This is a genomic window from Arthrobacter sp. sptzw42, from assembly GCF_059089685.1.
Window position 1 is genome coordinate 104,583 of the sequence record NZ_JBNHEX010000002.1, and the last position, 18,065, is coordinate 122,647.

General features: G+C 64.2%; 19 protein-coding genes. 10 read left to right on the forward strand and 9 right to left on the reverse strand.

Features of this window, described 5'->3' with window-relative positions; all coding sequences use genetic code 11:
- Positions 1-246: 246 nt before the first annotated feature.
- The gene (locus AC5RT4_RS02545; protein WP_494104775.1) at positions 247-1,359 is read left to right on the forward strand and encodes a phosphotransferase; all 1,113 of its coding nucleotides are present in this window, start codon (positions 247-249) and stop codon (positions 1,357-1,359) included.
- A 123-nt stretch (positions 1,360-1,482) separates the two neighbouring features.
- Positions 1,483-2,052: a dihydrofolate reductase family protein gene (locus AC5RT4_RS02550; RefSeq protein WP_494104776.1), complete on the forward strand. Its 570-nt coding sequence runs from the start codon at positions 1,483-1,485 to the stop codon at positions 2,050-2,052.
- Between the two features lie 190 nt (positions 2,053-2,242).
- Here the strand turns inward: AC5RT4_RS02550 and AC5RT4_RS02555 are convergent, their stop codons facing one another.
- The 4 genes from AC5RT4_RS02555 to AC5RT4_RS02570 form a co-directional block, all read right to left on the reverse strand.
- Positions 2,243-2,908, reverse strand: a complete 666-nt coding sequence (locus AC5RT4_RS02555; protein ID WP_494104777.1) for a hypothetical protein — start codon at positions 2,906-2,908, stop codon at positions 2,243-2,245.
- A 49-nt stretch (positions 2,909-2,957) separates the two neighbouring features.
- The gene (locus AC5RT4_RS02560; protein WP_494104778.1) at positions 2,958-3,665 is read right to left on the reverse strand and encodes a class F sortase; all 708 of its coding nucleotides are present in this window, start codon (positions 3,663-3,665) and stop codon (positions 2,958-2,960) included.
- A gap of 23 nt (positions 3,666-3,688) precedes the next feature.
- Positions 3,689-4,465, reverse strand: coding sequence for a hypothetical protein (locus tag AC5RT4_RS02565; protein ID WP_494104779.1), 777 nt, complete (start codon positions 4,463-4,465; stop codon positions 3,689-3,691).
- Between the two features lie 244 nt (positions 4,466-4,709).
- Complete coding sequence (locus AC5RT4_RS02570; RefSeq protein WP_494104780.1) at positions 4,710-5,051, reverse strand: SRPBCC family protein; 342 nt, start codon at positions 5,049-5,051, stop codon at positions 4,710-4,712.
- 214 nt (positions 5,052-5,265) lie between these two features.
- Between AC5RT4_RS02570 and AC5RT4_RS02575 the strand changes: the two genes are divergently transcribed.
- A complete protein-coding gene (locus tag AC5RT4_RS02575) occupies positions 5,266-6,864 on the forward strand; it encodes an ABC-F family ATP-binding cassette domain-containing protein (protein WP_494039656.1) in 1,599 nt (532 codons plus the stop codon).
- 11 nt (positions 6,865-6,875) lie between these two features.
- Here AC5RT4_RS02575 and AC5RT4_RS02580 read toward each other — a convergent pair whose 3' ends face one another.
- The 3 genes from AC5RT4_RS02580 to AC5RT4_RS02590 are packed head-to-tail and all read right to left on the reverse strand — an operon-like array spanning position 6,876 to position 8,449.
- Complete coding sequence (locus AC5RT4_RS02580; protein WP_494104781.1) at positions 6,876-7,748, reverse strand: SURF1 family cytochrome oxidase biogenesis protein; 873 nt, start codon at positions 7,746-7,748, stop codon at positions 6,876-6,878.
- Positions 7,749-8,015 (reverse strand): hypothetical protein, encoded by a 267-nt coding sequence (locus AC5RT4_RS02585; protein ID WP_494039658.1) that lies wholly within the window; start codon positions 8,013-8,015, stop codon positions 7,749-7,751.
- Positions 8,012-8,449 carry a DUF3099 domain-containing protein gene (locus tag AC5RT4_RS02590; protein WP_494040133.1) on the reverse strand — a complete coding sequence of 146 codons (438 nt, stop codon included), beginning with the start codon at positions 8,447-8,449 and terminating at the stop codon, positions 8,012-8,014. Before AC5RT4_RS02590 ends, AC5RT4_RS02585 begins: the two co-directional genes overlap by 4 nt.
- 151 nt (positions 8,450-8,600) lie before the next feature.
- Here AC5RT4_RS02590 and AC5RT4_RS02595 point away from each other — a divergent pair, with 151 nt between their 5' ends.
- Positions 8,601-9,326 carry a beta-ketoacyl-ACP reductase gene (locus tag AC5RT4_RS02595; protein WP_494104782.1) on the forward strand — a complete coding sequence of 242 codons (726 nt, stop codon included), beginning with the start codon at positions 8,601-8,603 and terminating at the stop codon, positions 9,324-9,326.
- Positions 9,327-9,450: 124 nt separating this feature from the next.
- Positions 9,451-10,215 carry an SDR family oxidoreductase gene (locus AC5RT4_RS02600; protein WP_494104783.1) on the forward strand — a complete coding sequence of 255 codons (765 nt, stop codon included), beginning with the start codon at positions 9,451-9,453 and terminating at the stop codon, positions 10,213-10,215.
- Positions 10,216-10,306: 91 nt separating this feature from the next.
- On the opposite strand, the gene serB is transcribed toward AC5RT4_RS02600, so the two are convergent.
- The gene (serB, locus tag AC5RT4_RS02605; protein ID WP_494104784.1) at positions 10,307-11,200 is read right to left on the reverse strand and encodes a phosphoserine phosphatase SerB; all 894 of its coding nucleotides are present in this window, start codon (positions 11,198-11,200) and stop codon (positions 10,307-10,309) included.
- A 147-nt stretch (positions 11,201-11,347) separates the two neighbouring features.
- On the opposite strand from serB, the gene AC5RT4_RS02610 reads away from it, so the two are divergent.
- The 5 genes from AC5RT4_RS02610 (at position 11,348) to lplAB (ending at position 15,355) form a co-directional block, all read left to right on the forward strand.
- Positions 11,348-12,133 carry an ABC transporter ATP-binding protein gene (locus AC5RT4_RS02610; protein WP_494104785.1) on the forward strand — a complete coding sequence of 262 codons (786 nt, stop codon included), beginning with the start codon at positions 11,348-11,350 and terminating at the stop codon, positions 12,131-12,133.
- Positions 12,134-12,149: 16 nt separating this feature from the next.
- Positions 12,150-12,935, forward strand: coding sequence for a sulfite exporter TauE/SafE family protein (locus AC5RT4_RS02615; RefSeq protein ID WP_494104786.1), 786 nt, complete (start codon positions 12,150-12,152; stop codon positions 12,933-12,935).
- A gap of 7 nt (positions 12,936-12,942) precedes the next feature.
- Positions 12,943-13,752, forward strand: coding sequence for a TrmH family RNA methyltransferase (locus tag AC5RT4_RS02620; RefSeq protein ID WP_494039664.1), 810 nt, complete (start codon positions 12,943-12,945; stop codon positions 13,750-13,752).
- A gap of 139 nt (positions 13,753-13,891) precedes the next feature.
- Entirely contained in the window at positions 13,892-14,149 is a 258-nt protein-coding gene (locus AC5RT4_RS02625; protein WP_387552515.1) for a type B 50S ribosomal protein L31, read from the forward strand.
- Between the two features lie 114 nt (positions 14,150-14,263).
- Positions 14,264-15,355: a lipoate-protein ligase LplAB gene (gene lplAB / locus AC5RT4_RS02630; RefSeq protein WP_494104787.1), complete on the forward strand. Its 1,092-nt coding sequence runs from the start codon at positions 14,264-14,266 to the stop codon at positions 15,353-15,355.
- 33 nt (positions 15,356-15,388) lie between these two features.
- On the opposite strand, the gene pepN is transcribed toward lplAB, so the two are convergent.
- The gene (pepN, locus tag AC5RT4_RS02635; RefSeq protein WP_494104788.1) at positions 15,389-18,040 is read right to left on the reverse strand and encodes an aminopeptidase N; all 2,652 of its coding nucleotides are present in this window, start codon (positions 18,038-18,040) and stop codon (positions 15,389-15,391) included.
- Positions 18,041-18,065: the final 25 nt, after the last annotated feature.

Genomic DNA, 18,065 nt, shown 5'->3' on the forward strand with positions numbered 1-18,065 from the left:
GCCGGGGGCCAGGACGCCCTGCCGTGGACAGGAACAGGCTTAGGTAAGTCTCGCTGACCGCTCAGACCCCTTTGTGCTGGGCGTTTAAGAACGCTGTGCTTATTGTCCGGCAGGGCTGCCTGATGTCTAATTACATCCGGGGGAGAGGCTCTTGGGAGCGTAGTCATGCAACCTAAACAGTGGCCGGAGCTCGAGACTTTGGGGCCAGCTGCCCCTGACGCTGGGTTTTTAAGCCGCGTCGCTGCTTTGGCATTGAACGAACCCGGCGTGGAAGTTCTTTCTGTTGGCGTATCCAGCATTGGTCCTCCTGTTCTGAACATGACCACCGGCGGATTGTGGCAAGTCTATGGTTTGGCCCGTCCAACAGGTTCTCCCTCATCGACCCTGAAGTTCAGTGTTGTGGTCAAGCTCCTGCAATCGCCATTGTTGTGGTCCGGTATTGATCGGGTACCGGTGGAGTTCCGGCCGGGCTTGGTGGCGAATTATCCGTGGCGGACGGAGGCTGAGGTTTACGCCTCAGAGTTGTCCGTAGCGATGCCGCTGAACAGCCGCCTGCCCGACACCTTTGGCGTCGTGGAACTGGGGACGGATCGGGCAGCTGTCTGGATGGAGGATGTTGCCTGGAGTGCTCAAGCCGAATGGTCAGATAAGCAATTCATGGACGCAGCCCAGATGCTTGGCTTCCTGGCGGGGAGTGACGCAGTCAGGCATTGCACCGAGGTAATTGAAAACATCAGGCGCCCGGACCGGTTGAAGTACTTCCTGGCTGGAGTGGGGGAAGCCGTGTTGATACCGGCCATCAAAGGCGACCAGCTATGGGCTCATCCTGCTGTAGCGGCCCATTCGGATACTGCCCTTATCTCGGAGCTGCGCTCCTTCGTGGATCAATCCGGTTCACTGGTGGAGGAAATGATGAATTTGCCGGTGTTGCCGGCGCACGGCGATGCGTGTCCGCAGAACCTCTTGATCGAGGGGAAGGACCCCCTCACAGGTTCTACGAGATTTGCTGTAGTCGACTGGGGGATGTTCGGGCAGGTCTGTGCAGGGTATGACCTGGCACAGTTGCTCGCCGGTCGGGTCAACGAGGGAACAATGCCAGGGGCTGCGTTGGAACACCTCGAACCGCTTTGTGTCGGCGCTTACTGCGACGGCTTGGCCGAAGCGGGGACCACTGTCCCGCGGAACCAGGTCCGCCGGGGTCTGGCTGTATCAATCGCCGTTTTCTCCGGTCTCACTGCTGTCGTGAGTGACCGGTTAACGGACGAGGACACAGTTGAGGTCCGGTCCCTCATAGCGGGCCGACTCGATATGGTGCGTTTCGTGCTGAACCTACTCGCGGCAACGGCCCCATGGTCGTAACCGGAATCCGGCACAAACCACGACGGTGTTGGAGTAGGTGCGATCGGGGCTTCAATAAAAAACGGCGCCGGCAGGAAGTACAGCCTGGTAAACACTGGACGCACGTAGAGGGAGAGCAGCGGTATGAGACCACTTCGATACTCGATCAACGTCACGCTTGACGGCTGCTGTCATCACGAGGCAGGACTTCCCCCGGACGAAGAGTCGATGCGCTTCTGGACTGCTGAGGTGGAGCGAGCCGATGCCTTGTTATTCGGCCGAGTGACCTACGAAATGATGGAGTCGGCGTGGCGAAAGCCTGCCATCGGCACCTGGCCTGACTGGATGGAGGAGTGGCAGATCCCGTTCGCCGAGACCATAGACCGGGCGAAAAAGTACGTCGTGTCGAGCACGCTGAGCGGGGTTGATTGGAATGCGGAGTTGGTGCGAAATGACGTGAGGCATGCGGTTCAGCGGCTCAAGCAGGAGTCAGGAGAGGGCCTGTGGGTGGGTGGTGTGATGCTCCCTCTGGGGTTGGCAGATCTTGGATTGATCGACGAGTACAAGTTCCTTGTGCAACCGGTCCTTGCCGGAGGTGGGCCGACGTTGCTCGCCGGTCTGCGCGATCCAATCCAGCTCGAGTTCGTGGACCGCTATGAGTTACGGTCAGGGGCTGTCGCGCTGAAATACCGGTCTAAGCGAGTTACAGCTTGAGGTGATTGGTCCATGGTGGGTGCTGGCCTGATCCCTGCAACAACGCCCTGGGTGCCATCGGCCGCCGCAGGAGAAGGACGTCCTAGTGGCGGCCGCGCCGGCAGGCAGACTGCAGCTAGAGATGTGGATTCAGGAAAGGATCCTTCAATGCGATGGTTGTAGGCGACTGGTGAGCGTTCCTGAGGCGGGGTTAGGGGTGTTCGATCCAGCAGGCGAGGATGGTGGTGGAGAGCTGGTAAGCCAGCGCATTCCGGGTAATACTGTCCGGGCCCAGGGTCGAGGGAAGGTCGGTGGCGTCTACCTGGAGTACGAAGCTGTCCTTTTGAAAAGCTGCTGACCCAGCCGCGGCTTCGTAGGCGGGGAATCCCAGGTTTGCGAGGCCTTCGATGGGGGTCGCGTCTTTCGCCAGGGCCTCCATCGCATCAAAGTATTTCAGGGCAGTGGCCCGGTCTTTTGCTTCCCTGACCGAGACGACCAGGTCCCCTTCGGCCAGGTGGTAGGTGCAGGTGAAGGTGCTGTCGGCCCAGTCGTTGATGGTGTGTGGCTCGGTGTCCAGGTCAAGGATGGATGTGAGGCGATCCTTTGGCTGGTCCCCGCAGACCATGAGGGCCGCATCACTGGGCCCGTCAGCCTTACTCGCGCGAGGTGACGAGGACCCGTCCCCGTGGTGCCCGTCCCCATGGTGCCCGCCGCCGTTACTGCCGGTGGGTCCGGCCTCGGGTGAAGTATCCGACGCTGCCGAGACAGCAGACGGCGCAGTAGCGGATCCGGTAGCTGTTGCTGTTGCTGTTGCGCAACCGGAGAGCAGCAGGCCAGCCAGGGCAAGCAGGGCCAGTAAAGGTGTGTGCTGTTTCATGCTCTTTCCGTCCTTGCCGTCACGGGCGATGCCGGTGCGCGGTGCGTGGTCAGGCTTTGAGGGTGGCGTATATGACGTAGTTGTCATCAAACTCGCCGGTGGCGGCATCGTAGCCGTCGCAGGTGATGAGCCGGAGCTCGGCGGCGTCGGTGTTGCCGTAGACCTCGAGGGTGGGGAACTGGTTTTTGGGGTAGAGGGCTCCGCGGTCCACGGTGAACACTGCGGTGCTGCCGTCGGCCCGGGAGACGTTGATTTCAGCGCCGGGGGTGAGTTTTCTCAGGTCGGCGAAGACGCCTTTGTTCCCGCCCAGGGCGTTGACGTGGCCCAGGATGACTGAAGGGCCGCGTTCCCCGGGGGTGGGTGAGCCGTCGTACCAGCTGGCAGGTGTTCCGCTCCCGCTATCTTCCGGTACTTCCAGGGAGCCGTTGTCCTCCAGACCCAGGTGGAGAAGGTCTGATCGGACCCCGATGGATGGGACGGTCAGGGTGACCGGAGCCGAAGCGGCCAGGACCGGGGGAAGCTGCCGTGCGGGCGGGGCCGCCACGGGGCCAGCAGGTGCCGGGGTTGTCGCAGGTGTGGACGGAACTGCAGGAGTGGTGGGCGCCGCAGGGGATGAGGCGGAGGTTGCAGGGGCTGAGCCGGCGCCGGGGGTGTCAGTGGGCCCGCCCGCGCAACCGGCGAGGGCTACGGCGAGCAGAACCCCGCCCGCCGTAGAGGCCCCTAGACCTCCACGGCGGCCGGGCTTCAACTTTGTCACGTTCAAGTGGTCCGATCAGCTCGTCAGGCTGCTGCGCCGGCGGTCCGGCGGCGAACAACGTAGGCTCCGCCGGCGATGGCCATGAGGGCCAGGCCGGAACCGATAGCGAGGGCGCCGGTGTCGGTACCGGTTTCGGTGGTGACGCCGGTAGCAGCCCCGCCCGCAGGCATCTTCATCTGTCCGGCGGATAACGTCCCGCACAGGGCGGGGGAGGTAGCGGCCAGGGGAAGTTCGGGGACAAGGTCGGACTTGGCTGCCGCGCCGGCCGGGCTGAGGGTGGCGGGGTCAAGACCGTGAACAACGACGACGGCGGTGCCGGCTTCTAGGGCTGCCTTGGTCTCGGGGTTCAGTTCGAACGTGCGGTCAACGGTGTAGGCAGCGCCCTGGCCGGCGACTTTCAGGTCAAGGCCTGCTGCGGGGCTGGTGTCCCCGCTGGTGGAGAGGGTGGTAACGATGCCGCCGTAGTTGGGTGCGCCCTCGGTGGTGGAGATGACCTGGTCACCGTCCTTATCCGCGGACGGGTCAGGGCAGGTGCCCTGTGCTCCGCCGTGGATGTGCTGGACGTGCGGGTATGGGGCGTCCATGAAAGTCGCGGGCATACCCGAAACGTTCAGGACCACGTGGGCCTGGTTTCCCGTGACGTCAACAGTGATGGTGCCTGAGCCGGCGCTGCCGTTGAGCTGGGACAGGGTCGACTGGTAATGATCAGCCCCGTCATGGGCAACGGCTGCGGTGCCGGAGAGGGCAAGTGCGCCCAAAGCAAGGGTAGGTACTGCCATGAAGCGGAGTGTCTTGTTCATTCGAAAAATCTCCTCGTACACGCGCGTGTGATGTTGGCGCCCCAAGGGAAAGGGGTCACAGGTACTTCGAGGCAGACCAACGCCGGGATGGGTACGAATATGTCTCGGAGCACATTGCTCCTGGTGAAATGCGGATGATGCCAAAACCGAAGCCGAACTACTGCAGTAATGCTTCTCCGTCTTCATCCCCTATGGCGCACGATTGCCAGGAGGTGCCGGCCGCTTTGTCTTGGAAGTGGATGCGTTAATGACTAGCTCTAGCTGTTCCCGCTGACCTGGCGGCGTCATCAGTGAACTCGTGCTCGTGCCGAAAGCGCCGGAAGGGACCCTTGATCTGCTCATCAGCAAAGTAATCGGGGGGATTGAACTCCGTGATCCGGGTCGTCATCCGGAGCGGAAGGCCGAAGTGCCACCCCCGCCACGTCACTTCCCCGCCCATGCCGATGTGGCCGGTTGTCAGGCCGGCAACGGCCTTCTCGCGGGACCTGGCCATCGATTCCTTGTGTACGTCGATGCTCCGCGCAAGATCAAACAATTCCCGCCGGCCCAGCGTGCTCCGCGTGATGCATTCGAAGTAGACAGCCATTGGGCCAGCGTATTCCAGTTATTCGTTGCCGCATCGCAGGGCTGGCGCTGATCGTCTGGCTAACCCGGGACAGAGCACTTCCGGCAGTACCCGGTACTGCGGGGAAGGCGCGGGCGGTAGACTTGAGTAGGCCGTTCTCCGGCCATTGCCGCCCATGCCCACCACAGACGCTCTGGGCTGCGGCTTATCCCTGCTGTGAAAGGCTTTACCTGCTGTGATTACTGTCCAGGATCTTGAACTGCGCGCCGGCGCCCGGCTCCTGATGGACCAGGTGAGCTTCCGCATTGACAAGGGAGACAAGATCGGCCTGGTGGGCCGCAATGGTGCCGGGAAGACGACGCTGACACGGGTCTTGGCGGGGGAGGGGCTGCCTGCCGCCGGCAAAGTCACGCGCACCGGCGAGATCGGCTACCTGCCCCAGGATCCCCGCACCCCGGACATGGAGCAGCTCGCACGCGACCGCATCCTGTCCGTGCGCGGCCTGGACATCGCCGTCGGCAAGCTCCGCCTGGCGCACGAAGAGATGGCCAGCGAGGACGCCGCGGTCCAGCGCAAGGCGATGAACCGGTATGACCGGCTCGAGTCCGAGTTCCTGGCAGCCGGCGGGTACGCCGCCGAAGCCGAAGCCGCGGCCATCTGCTCCAACCTGGCTCTGCCTGACCGCCTGCTGAACCAGCCTCTGAAAACCCTCTCCGGTGGCCAGCGGCGCCGTGTGGAGCTGGCCCGGATCCTCTACTCGGACGCCGAGACCATGCTCCTTGACGAGCCCACCAACCACCTCGATGCCGATTCCATCGCCTGGCTCCGGGACTTCCTGAAAAACCACCAGGGCGGACTGATCGTGATCAGCCACGACACCGAACTGCTCGAAGCCACCGTCAACAAGGTCTTCCTGCTGGACGCCAACCGCGCGCAGATCGACTTCTACAACATGGACTGGAAGCGTTACCTCACGCAGCGCGAAACGGACGAACGCGCCCGCAAGCGTGAGCGGGCCAACGCTGAGAAAAAAGCCCAGGTCCTGTTTGACCAGGCTAACAAGATGCGCGCCAAGGCTACCAAGGCCGTCGCAGCACAAAACATGGCCAAGCGCGCGGAGCGGCTGCTCAGCGGCCTGGAGGCCGTCCGCGAGCAGGACCGCGTGGCAGCACTGCGCTTCCCGGATCCCTCGCCCTGCGGCCGGACTCCGCTCACGGCTGAGGGCCTTAGCAAGTCCTATGGTTCGCTGGAAATCTTTACGGATGTGGACCTCGCCATCGACCGCGGATCCAAGGTGGTCATCCTTGGCCTCAACGGCGCCGGCAAGACCACCCTTTTGCGGATGCTGGCGGGCGTGGACCAGCCTGACACCGGTGACGTGATTGCCGGGCACGGCCTGAAGGTGGGCTACTACGCCCAGGAACACGAGACGCTGGACGTGAACCGCACCGTCCTGGAGAACATGCGTTCCGCCGCTCCCGACATGAAGGACGCAGAGGTGCGCGGCATCCTGGGCTCCTTCCTGTTCTCGGGCGACGACGTCGACAAGCCCGCCGGCGTCCTGTCCGGCGGTGAGAAGACCCGCCTCGCCCTGGCCACCATCGTCGCTTCCAGCGCCAACGTCCTGCTCCTGGACGAGCCGACCAACAACCTCGACCCCGCCAGCCGCGCCGAAATCCTGGGCGCCCTGAGGAACTACAGCGGCGCCGTCGTCCTGGTCAGCCACGACGAGGGAGCGGTTGAAGCGCTCAATCCCGAGCGCGTTGTCCTGCTGCCTGACGGCATCGAGGACCACTGGAACGAAGACTACCTGGACCTGATAACCCTGGCTTAGGCCCGGATAGCTCAGTACCCCTGCGCGTCCAGCAGGGCGTCTTCCTCTTCTTCCGCCGTCGCCTTCTTCCGCTTCCGCGGGGCAGGCTGACGACGGCGGGCTGACACGGCCGCCGAATGGAGTGCACCCACTGATAACTCGTCGTCCTCTGCATCAATTGCGGCGTTGCGGGCCTGCTGGCGGGCAGCGTAGCCGAAACCCACAAACATCAGCACGCCAAACGCAAACCATTGGAGCGAGTAGGACAGGTGCGTGCCCTCCTCGGTCGACGGCTTCGGGAACGGAAGGGGCATTTCCGCAGCGGGGGGCGTCTCGGAAGCGAGCTGGCCGTACGCCCCGGTGAGCAGGGGATACCCGAGCTGCGCAGAGTAGGCGGCGAGGTCGATGGAGGCCAGCTGGCCCTCCGGCGCACCCCGCTGCAGTTCAGGCTCAGGATGCTTCAAGCGGACGACGGCGGTGACCTCGCCTGCCGGAGGTTCAGGCACCGAGTCAGGGCTGCCGGGATTCCTGTTGCCGATGGGAAGCCACCCCCGGTCAATCACAACTGTTTCTCCCGTGGCGAGGCGGAACGGGACCACAACTTCGTATCCCGGCTGCCCATTCAGCGGGCGGTTCCGCACCACGCGCTGCTCGTCGGCGAGGTACGAGCCTTTCAGCTCCACCTGGGTCCACTCCATCGCGGGGTCCAGCCGGTTGAACTGTTCACGGGCATCAGCAAAGGGGATGGGCGTTGCCGAGTAGTTGGTGACAACACGGTTGATCTCGGCCAGGGTCTCTGCCCGGCGGTCCATCTGCCAGCGGCCCAGGAAGACGCAGGCGGAGGCGAAGATGGCGGCCAGCAAAAGATAACCCAGCCACTTGCTGGAGAACAGGAAGCGGTACATTCAGTTGTCCTGCTCCAGGGAGTCGAGAGGGGAAACAGCCTCGAAAATGACCGTTTCCTTCCACAGCCCCCGGGTCTGCAGGTAGTCCTCCAGCCACTCCCGGTGCTCTCCGCAGGCCAGCCAAATCTTGCGGCGCTCGGGGGAGTGGATCTTGGGGTTGTTCCATAGAAGTTGCCAGGAGGCCTGGGAACGGCATGCTTTCCGGGAGCAGACGGCGGTTTCCATTGCTGTGGGACCTGATTCTGCAGCGAAGTCAAAAATACTCATGATGCCCTCCGCTCCTGTCCGGATGTTTCTTCGTCGTCGTCGTCGGTTATCAGCTCACCCTGCAGGACCTCACTGCCCGGGTCACCGTCGTCGAACGGGACGGGCGGGCTTTCGATCTCGGCCAATGGCGCTGAATCCAACAGCAAATCACTGTGGGCCTCGGCTTTGTCATCACCGTTGGCTATAACAACCGCAATCCACGGGAGGAACACTGCCCCGGCCACCGCGATGATTTTAAACCAGCCGTCCACAACAAAGATCATGACAAGGCACACCATGCGAATTCCCATGGCCAGCGCGTACTTAATCATGCGCTGGCGCATCTCCGCAGAATGGGCCGCACCGGCATCCGTGATGCTGTGGACCTCCGCGTCACCGGAAAACTTCTCCGGTTCTCCGGGCACGGTTTGTCCCGCATGGTTTTCAAGGGTCACGGCGAATATCACGCTCCAAAGGCTTGGCATTAATTCTCTCACCAACAGCAGTGGCACCCAAACCACACCCTGGCCGAAGGCTAAGATCGAAGGCAGCCAAATCACCCCTTCCACCGCGGCGCAGCACGCCGCAGAAACCTGGAGCTTATACATGACTGAAGCAGCCACCTCCCCCCGCAGCGTCCTCATCACCGGCGGCAACCGCGGCATCGGCCTGGCCATTGCCGAAGCGTTCCTGGCCAACGGGGACAAAGTGGCCGTGACGTACCGCAGCGAGTCGAAGCTGCCGGAGGGGATTCTGGGCGTCAAGGCCGACGTCACAGACGAAGCCTCGGTGGACGCAGCCTTCAAGGAAGTCGAGGCTGCGCACGGGCCCGTGGAAGTCCTGGTGGCCAACGCCGGCATCACCAAGGACACCCTGCTGCTGCGCATGAGCGAAGACGATTTCACCTCGGTCATCGACACCAACCTCACCGGCGCGTTCCGCGTCATCAAGCGCGCCTCCAAAGGCATGATCCGCCTCCGCAAGGGCCGCGTGGTCTTGATTTCGTCCGTGTCCGGCCTGTACGGCGCTCCCGGCCAGATCAACTACTCCGCTTCCAAGGCCGGCCTGGTGGGCATCGCGCGTTCGCTGACCCGCGAGCTGGGTTCCCGCGGCATCACCGCGAACGTGGTGGCCCCCGGGTTCATCAACACGGATATGACCGCTGAGCTGCCCGAAGCCACGCAGAAGGACTACCTGTCCAGCATTCCGGCAGGGCGTTTTGCCGAGGCAACGGAGGTTGCCAACGTGGTGCGCTGGATCTCCAGCGAGGAAGCAGCCTACATCTCAGGCGCCGTAATCCCTGTTGACGGCGGACTGGGCATGGGCCACTGACGTCCCGCACACTAGGCGCCCGGTGCTTCTTTGTGGAACCCGGACAAGGGAATCCGCGTTGCCCGCTGGCATGATGGACTCCAGACCATCAGGAATTTAGACGTTTTGAACAAAGGGAACTCGTATGGGACTGCTGGACAACAAAACCGCCGTCGTCACCGGATCATCGCGCGGCATTGGCGCTGAGGTAGCCAAGATCCTCGCCGGCCAGGGTGCCGCCGTCGTGGTGAACTACCGCCAGAAGGCTCCGCGGGCCAACAAGGTGGTGCAGGGTATTGAAGCTGCCGGTGGCCGCGCCGTAGCCGTGGGCGCGGACCTCACCACGCAGGAAGGCGTCCAGGCGCTTGCCTCCGCCGCCATGGAAAACTTTGGAACGCTGGACATCCTGGTGCTGAACGCCTCCGGTGGAATGGAAACCGGCATGGGCGAGGACTACGCGCTCAAACTGAACCGCGACGCCCAGGTCAACATGCTCAACGCGGCCGCGCCCCTGATGAAGGAAGGCTCCCGCGTGGTTTTCGTTACCAGCCACCAGGCTCACTTCATCAACACTGTACCCACCATGGAGGCTTACGAGCCCGTGGCCCGCAGCAAGCGTGCCGGGGAGGATGCGCTGCGCGAGCTTATCCCCAGCCTTGCTGAGAAGGGCGTCACCCTGGTGGTGGTCTCCGGCGACATGATCGAGGGCACCGTCACTGCAACCCTGCTGGACCGCTCCACCCCCGGAGCCATCGAAGCGCGCCGCGCTGAAGCAGGCAAGCTGTACTCGGTCGAAGAGTTCGCGGAGGTGGTGGCCGGCATGGTCACCGCCGACGTCGAGTCCGGCCACACAGAATACGCCGGCGGCGCAGACTACTTCGGCAAGGGCGCGGACCAGCCGGCCAGTTAGGCTTCGCCTTCCTATCGGAATGACATGTCGCGGCAATGTTCCTGACGGACGCTGCCGCGACATGTCATTTCCGCTTAACCGGAAAGGGGCGTTAGACGTCTGCGACGTGGCGGACAGCGTCGAGGTACGGCATGTTGACGGCGGCGTCGGCAACGGCCCGCACCGCCGGCTTGGCATTAAACGCGACGCCTATCCCCGCCGCGCCGAGCATGTCCAGGTCGTTGGCGCCGTCGCCCACCGCGAGCGTGTGTTCCAGGGCGATGCCTTCGGCAGCGGCCCATTCGCGCAGGTACTTTTCCTTTGCGGCGCGGTCCACCACTGCGCCGAGCACCTTACCGGTCAGGACGCCGCCGACAATTTCCAGCTCATTTGCCTGCCAGTAGTCCAGTCCCAGCTCGCCGGCAATCGGCTCCAGGATCTGGTTGAACCCGCCGGACACCACCGCCACCACGTGGCCGGCAGCCTTGAAAGCTGCCACGAGCTCAGCGGCACCCTCGCTGAGTTTCACCTCTTCACGGACGGAATGGACGACGTCGGCCGGCAGCCCGGCGAGTACTTGCACCCGGGCGTGAAGACTTTGGGTGAAGTCCAATTCCCCGCGCATGGCAGCTTCGGTAACGGCGGCCACCTCTTCCCGTCTCCCCGCATACGCGGCAAGGAGTTCGATGACCTCCTGCTGGATCAGGGTGGAATCCACGTCCATGATCAGGAGCTTGCGGCCGGCCGAGCGGAGGCCGGCGGGAACGATCGCAGTGTCCAGGCCGCTGATGGACGCCTGCGTGACGGCGCGGCGGAGCGGGGCAAGACCTGCCTCGGTTGCGTCCGGAAGCTGAAGCTCAGCCACGTGGACCTGGTACCGTGCGTCGCCACGTTCGTTTTCGGAAAGGACGGCGGCTCCGTGCGCGGTGAGGACGGAACGCAGCTGCTCCAGCGCAGTCGGGGTCACACTCAGGCCATAGCTGACGGCAGTCACGTTCGAAGTCATGCCTGCAATCTTAGTCAGCGGGCGCGGCTCCCCTTGAATTCATTGCGCATGCTTCAGCACCGGCCGGATTGCTTTGGCTGATAGCGCGATTCTGCGGCCGTTCGCCAGTTATCAGTCAGCCTCCTTTTTGTCCTAGTGTCTACTCCTATGAGTGATGTTCTGGAATTGGCTTCCGTCAGCGTTGTCCGAGGTAAAAAGACCCTTCTGGACAAGGTGGACTGGGAAGTCAATGAAGGCGAACGCTGGGTAATCCTGGGTCCCAACGGCGCAGGCAAAACCACTCTTCTCCAGATCGCAGCCGCCCGGATGCACCCCAGCAGCGGCAAGGCCGGCATCCTCGACGAAATCCTCGGGCACGTGGACGTTTTCGAACTCCGCCCCCGCATCGGTCTCTCCTCCGCGGCCCTCGCCACCCAGATCCCGGAACACGAAAACGTCCTCAACGTCGTGGTCACCGCCGCCTACGGCATCACCGGCCGCTGGCGTGAAGGATACGAACGCGACGACGAGCGCCGCGCTTTCCGCCTGCTCAACGACTGGGGGATGGGCCCGCTCCTGAACAGGACCTTCGCCACCCTGTCCGAAGGGGAGCGCAAGCGGGTCCAGATTGCCCGGGCCCTCATGACCGACCCCGAGCTGCTGCTGCTGGATGAACCGGCAGCCGGCCTGGACCTCGGCGGCCGCGAGGAGCTGGTCCACAAGCTCGGCGAACTGGCACGCGACGAGGCCGCACCCGCCATGGTCCTGGTCACCCACCACCTCGAGGAAGTCCCGCCCGGGTTCACCCACGCCATGCTGCTGCGCGACGGCGGCGTGGTCGCCGCAGGCCCCATCACGGAAGTGCTGACCGCCGAGAACCTGAGTGCGACCTTCGGCCTCGCTCTGGACGTGTCCGTCAACGAGGGCCGGTACACCGCCGTCGCCAGCCGCTAAGCGGCAGCGCAGCACCATGGACCTTCTCGGCAGCATCTTTGTGTCCATCGCCGGCCTCTGGGCCGGCACCATCAACGCCGTCGTTGGTTCCGGGACACTGGTAACGTTCCCCGTGCTCATCGCCCTGGGCGTCACCCCGGTGGTGGCTTCCATGAGCAACGCCATGGGGCTCGTCTTCGGTACGGCGGCCGGCGCTTTCGGCTACCGGCGCGAACTGAAGGGCCGCGGCCGTCAGCTGATGCGGCTGCTCCCCGCCTCGCTCCTGGGCGGCATTTCCGGCGCCTGGCTGCTCCTGCACCTGCCCGAAAAGGTCTTCCACTACGTTGCGCCCGTCCTTCTGGTGCTGGCTCTCCTGATGGTGGTGTTCCAGCCCCGCATGCAGGCCTGGGTCCGCAACCGGGAGGAAAACCCTGAGCATGCCGTGCGGGATAAACGGCACGGTGTCCTCCTGGTGGTGCTGGTCTACCTGGCCGGCGTATACGGCGGGTACTTCGTCGCGGCACAAGGGATCCTGCTGGTGGGCATCCTGGGCGTCTTCCTCACCGGCACCATCCAGAACGCCAACGCCATGAAGAACATCCTGGTGCTGGGCGTTAACCTGGTGGCGGCTGTCTCCTACCTGCTCTTCGCGTTCGACCGCATCAACTGGCTGGTGGTGCTGCTCATCGCCGTCAGCTCGAGCATCGGCGGCATCCTGGGCTCCAAAGTGGGCCGGCGGCTGTCCCCGAAGGTGCTGCGCGCCGTGATCTTCATCCTGGGCCTCGTGGCGCTGGGATTCATGATCGCGAATCTGCTGAAATAATCACCCGGTGACAATCCACTATCTCGAATCGGCAGCGGACCCCCGGGTTTCCGACTATACCCAGCTCACGGACGTGCACCTGCGGAAGCTCCGCGAGCCGGCTGAAGGCATGTACATCGCCGAGTCCTCCCGAGTGCTGCGCCGCGCCTTGGCGGCCGGGCATCAGCCCCGCTCCTTCTTCCTCGCGGAAAAGTGGCTTGGTGACCTGCAGGACGTCCTCAGTGCCTACCCGCAGGTTCCGGCCTTCATCGGCAGCGCGGCCCTGCTGGAGGAAATCACCGGCTTCCACCTTCACCGCGGCGCCATGGCGGCCATGCAGCGCCCCGTGCCGGTACCGCTGCCGGAGCTCCTGGCCGGCGCCCGCAGGGTGGCGGTGCTGGAGGACATCGTGGACCACACCAACGTCGGTGCCATCTTCCGGTCCGCCGCCGCCCTGGACATCGATGCCGTCCTGGTCTCGCCCCGCTGTGGTGACCCCCTGTACCGCCGGAGCGTCCGCGTCAGCATGGGCACCGTCTTCCAGGTTCCGTGGGCCCGGCTGACCAGTTGGCCGGAAGACCTCCATACGCTCAAGGAGCAGGGATTCACCGTTGCTGCCCTGGAACTGACGGATGATGCACAGGACGTGGACAAGGTCGCGGCGCAGAACCCCGGACGCCTCGCCCTGGTGCTCGGCACCGAAGGCGCCGGCATGAGCGCCGGAACGCTCGCCGCCGTCGACCTCGCCGTCAAGATTCCCATGCGCAACGGCGTGGATTCGCTGAATGTTGCCGCAGCCTCGGCCGTTGCTTTCTGGGAGCTGCGGCACCGCGACTAAGCCGTTCAGGTGGTTCGCGGAGACCCCGGGTTTCAGCTATTATTGATAGCTGGCTGTCCTGCGTCCTCCGGGCACATGCGGCCATCCCATTCATACCTGGCAGCTGGCAAAATCCAGTTGTGCGAACAAAGGTCCCATTATGAAGTCTGAAATCCACCCGAAGTACGAAGCTGTTGTTTTCAACGACCTGGCCTCCGGCACGAAGTTCCTGACCAAGTCCACCGTGTCTTCCAAGAAGACCATCGAGTGGGAAGACGGAAACACCTACCCGGTTATCGACGTCGAAATCTCCTCTGAGTCCCACCCGTTCTACACGGGCAAGCAGCGCATCATGGACTCCGCAGGCCGCGTCGAGCGCTTCAACGCTCGCTTCAAGGGCTTCGGCGGCAAGAAGTAATTTTCTGTCTTCCAAGCTTCAAGTGAAAGCCCGCATCGGAAACGGTGCGGGCTTTTCGCGTTAATGGCAGGCCTGTTTTCGGGCCCCGGCCCTTTCTGGGGCAGGATGGAACACATGACTGCTACGCCCGTTCCAGCTGCTGATTCCGCCTCCCGCCGGCATGGCGAGTACAAAGTGCCGGGCGGCAAACTCGTGGTGGTGGACCTCGACGTTGTGGACGGCCGGCTCGCCGATGTCTCCGTCAGCGGGGACTTCTTCCTGGAGCCCGACGAGGCGCTCCTGGACATCAACCGCGGGCTGACCGGCCTGCCGGACACGACGACGGCGTCCGAGCTTTCCGCGGAGGTCACGGCTTCGCTGCCGGAGGGAGCCGCCCTGTTCGGCTTCTCTGCCGACGCCGTGGCCATCGCCGTCAGGCGCGCCTTGGCGAAGGCGACGTCCTGGGCTGACCACCACTGGGATCTGATTCCGCCCACGGTCCTTCCTACCGAAATCAATGTCGCCCTCGACGAGGTCCTCACCGAGGAAGTAGGCGCCGGCCGCCGCAACCCCACCCTTCGGTTCTGGGACTGGCAGGAGCCGTCCACGGTGATCGGCAGCTTCCAGTCCTACCGCAACGAGGTGGACCCCGAGGGCGTGGCCAGGCACGGCATCAACGTGGTCCGGCGCATCAGCGGCGGGGGAGCGATGTTCATGGAGGCGGGCAACTGCATCACGTACTCCCTGTACCTGCCGCAGACACTGGTGGACGGGCTCAGCTTCGCCGACTCCTACCCCTTCCTGGACGCGTGGGTCATGGCCGCCCTGGAAAAGCTGGGCATCACCGCGTTCTACGTACCGCTTAATGACATCGCGACTGACCAGGGCAAGATCGGCGGTGCTGCGCAGAAGCGCCTTGCCAACGGCGGCATGCTGCACCACGTCACCATGAGCTACGACATTGACGCGGACAAGATGGTGGAGGTGTTGCGGATCGGCAAAGAGAAACTCTCGGACAAGGGCACCCGCAGCGCGAAGAAGCGGGTGGACCCGCTGCGCCGCCAGACGGGCCTGGCGCGGACCGAGATCATTGCGGCCATGATGGAGGTCTTCAGCGAGCGGTACGGCGCTGCAGTCTCCGAACTCACTGAAACTGAACTCGCCGCTGCCAGCGAGCGCGTGGGCACGAAGTTCGGCACCCGGGAGTGGCTCCACCGGGTCCCCTGACCCTGACGACGGTTGGCCCGACAGGCGCCGCCGTTACGGAGCAGCCGAGGGGGTTTTGACTACTGCGGCCTGGGCTGTCAGAGCACGCAGCAGGTGGCTGCGCTGCTCGATGATGATCCGGCGCAGGGCGCGGGGAGCATCCGTGTTCCCGGCCAGCCACTGATCCGTCCGCAGGATAACCGGATGACCTGCAGGTTCAGCTCCCTCCGTGAGGTCCTGTGCCAGTGGGTACAGGCCCCGCACAATCCGGCTTGCGATCTCGATGCTCCTCCCGTCCCAAACCCCTCGTAGACACTCGAAGTACGGCTCCACGTACGGTTCAAGCAGGACTGGAGGGGCGGTCATGAAACCGCTGATTGTGGCGGTCAGCAGTTGGTTGGACAGTTCGTTTCCCTGCACCGCCGCGTGCCACGCTGCTGCCTTCACGTCCGGATCAGGCCGGGAGGCGAGCGCGGTGGCGTGCCCGGCGCGGCCGGAGGCGGTGGTGTCGCGGCCCAATTCGGCGTCCAGTTCCGCCACGGTCGCCTGGCCGTTCGCCGCCAGGGCGTGCCAGAGGTGCCAGCGCAGCTCGGCGTCCACTGCAAGGCCCTCCACCGGCGCCGTGCCGTGCAGCAGGCCTTTGAGCCGGGGCAGCATGGCTTCGTCGTGCCTGCTGAGGGTGGCAAGCGTCCTGGCCCACGCCAGCTGCTGGTCCGAGCCGGGCGTGGCGCGGTCCAGTTCCGCCGCGGCGGCGGCCAGGAACGAGGTCCGCGCCGCTTTCCGGGCAGCCGCCGGTGTGTAGCGTTCGACGGCGGTGCTTGCGTTGTCCAGGAGGTTCAGCAAAACGCCGATTACTGTTTCAGCAGGTGCGAACCCAGCCACGGCGTCAATGTAGCGGGCAGCCGGGCTTTCGCCGTCCCGTACCGAGTTCCAGAGCGCCGTCCAGCACAAGGCGCGGGCCATCGGGTCAACCATCCGGTCAAGGGAGGCCAGGACCGTGGCCTCGGACGCCGGATCAAGCCGGACTTTCGCGTAGGTCAGGTCATCGTCATTCACCAGCAGGAGCGCGGGCCGCGGCCGGCCCGTGAGCTGGGGGAGCTCTGTCCGTGCACCCGCCACGTCGGTTTCGATACTCCCGGTCCGCACCAGGGAGCCTTCGGCGTCAAAACCGTAAGAACCGACGCGCAGCCGGTGCGGACGCAGTTCCACCCGTCCGGTGACCGGGTCCACAGCCTCCTGGACGATGGTCACCGTGCCCGGGAGGCCGCCGTCGCGGGCATCCCCGGTGGCGTCCGCGGAAGGGAGCTCCAGCGACAGGGTGGAGATGCCGGAGGTCTGAAGCCACTGCTGCGCCCACCCCGCCAAGTCCCGCCCGGAGGACGCGCTGAGGGCCGCCAGGAGATCGGACAGGGACGTGTTCCCGTACGCATGCTGCCGGAAGTATTCGCGGGAGCCGGCGATGAACGCCTCGAATCCCACGTATGCCACGAGCTGCTTGAGCACTGACGCGCCCTTGGCGTAGGTGATGCCGTCGAAGTTCTGCTTGGCCGCCTCGAGGTCCGGAATGTCCGCCACGATCGGATGGGTGGTGGGCAACTGGTCCTGTACGTAGGCCCAGGCCTTGCGCTTATTGGCGAAGTTCACCCAGGCGGTGTCCCATTCGGTGGCGCGGTCCACGCCCAGGGTGCCCATGTAATCGGCGAAGGACTCCTTCAGCCACAGGTCATCCCACCAGTGCATGGTCACCAGGTCCCCGAACCACATGTGCGCCATCTCGTGCATCAGGGTGTTGGCCCGGCCCTGGTACTGCGCGTCGGTGGTGCGCGAGGTGAAGACGTAGCTCTCGGTAAAGGTCACCAGGCCGGGATTCTCCATCGCACCAAGGTTGTATTCAGGCACAAAGGCCTGATCGTACTTGCCCCAGGGGTAGGGATAGTCGAAGAGCCGGTTGAAGAAGTCCAGGCCGTTCCTGGTGAGCTGGAACAGCTCGTGGGTGTCAAAGGATTCTGCCATGGATGCCCGGCAATACAGGGCGAGCGGCACGTCCAGGAACGTGCCGTCGTCGAGCGTTGCCTGCCACCGGTCCTCTGCCTTGAAGTAGGGCCCGGCCAGCACGGTGGTGATGTACGTGGACAAGGGTTTGGTGGGGGCGAAGTCCCAGCACGCCGCAGCCGGGTCCCCGGCAAGTGCGGTCCGGTTGACCTCCGTGCCGTTGGAGGCAACGTGCCACTGAGCGGGTGCGGTCACATGGAACGTGAAGGTGGCTTTGAGGTCGGGCTGTTCGAAATTGGCGAAGACTTGGCGGGCGTCGGCGGGCTCGTACTGCGTATAGAGGTAGCACTGGCCGTCGGCGGGGTCCACGAACCGGTGCATGCCCTCACCGGAACGGCTGTACAGCGCGGTAGCGCTGACAGTCACCTGGTTCTCGGCCTGCAGGTGGTCAAGCCTGATCCTGGCACCTTCCACCACATCCTCAACGCGGAGTTCCTCACCGTTAAGAAACACGCTGTGGACGTCGCCAATGAAATCCAGGAACGTGGAGGCCCCCGGCTCTGAAGCGGTGAACGAGATGATGCTGCGGCTTGGGTAACCGGCCACCTGCGGGTCCGCGGCCTGGCGAACGTCCAGCGAAACGTCGTAGCTGGTGGTGCTGATCAGGGCTGAACGTTCGGCGGCTTCGTTGCGCTGCAGATTCTCATTTGACACTCAGCTATCTAATCACGGGGCTGTT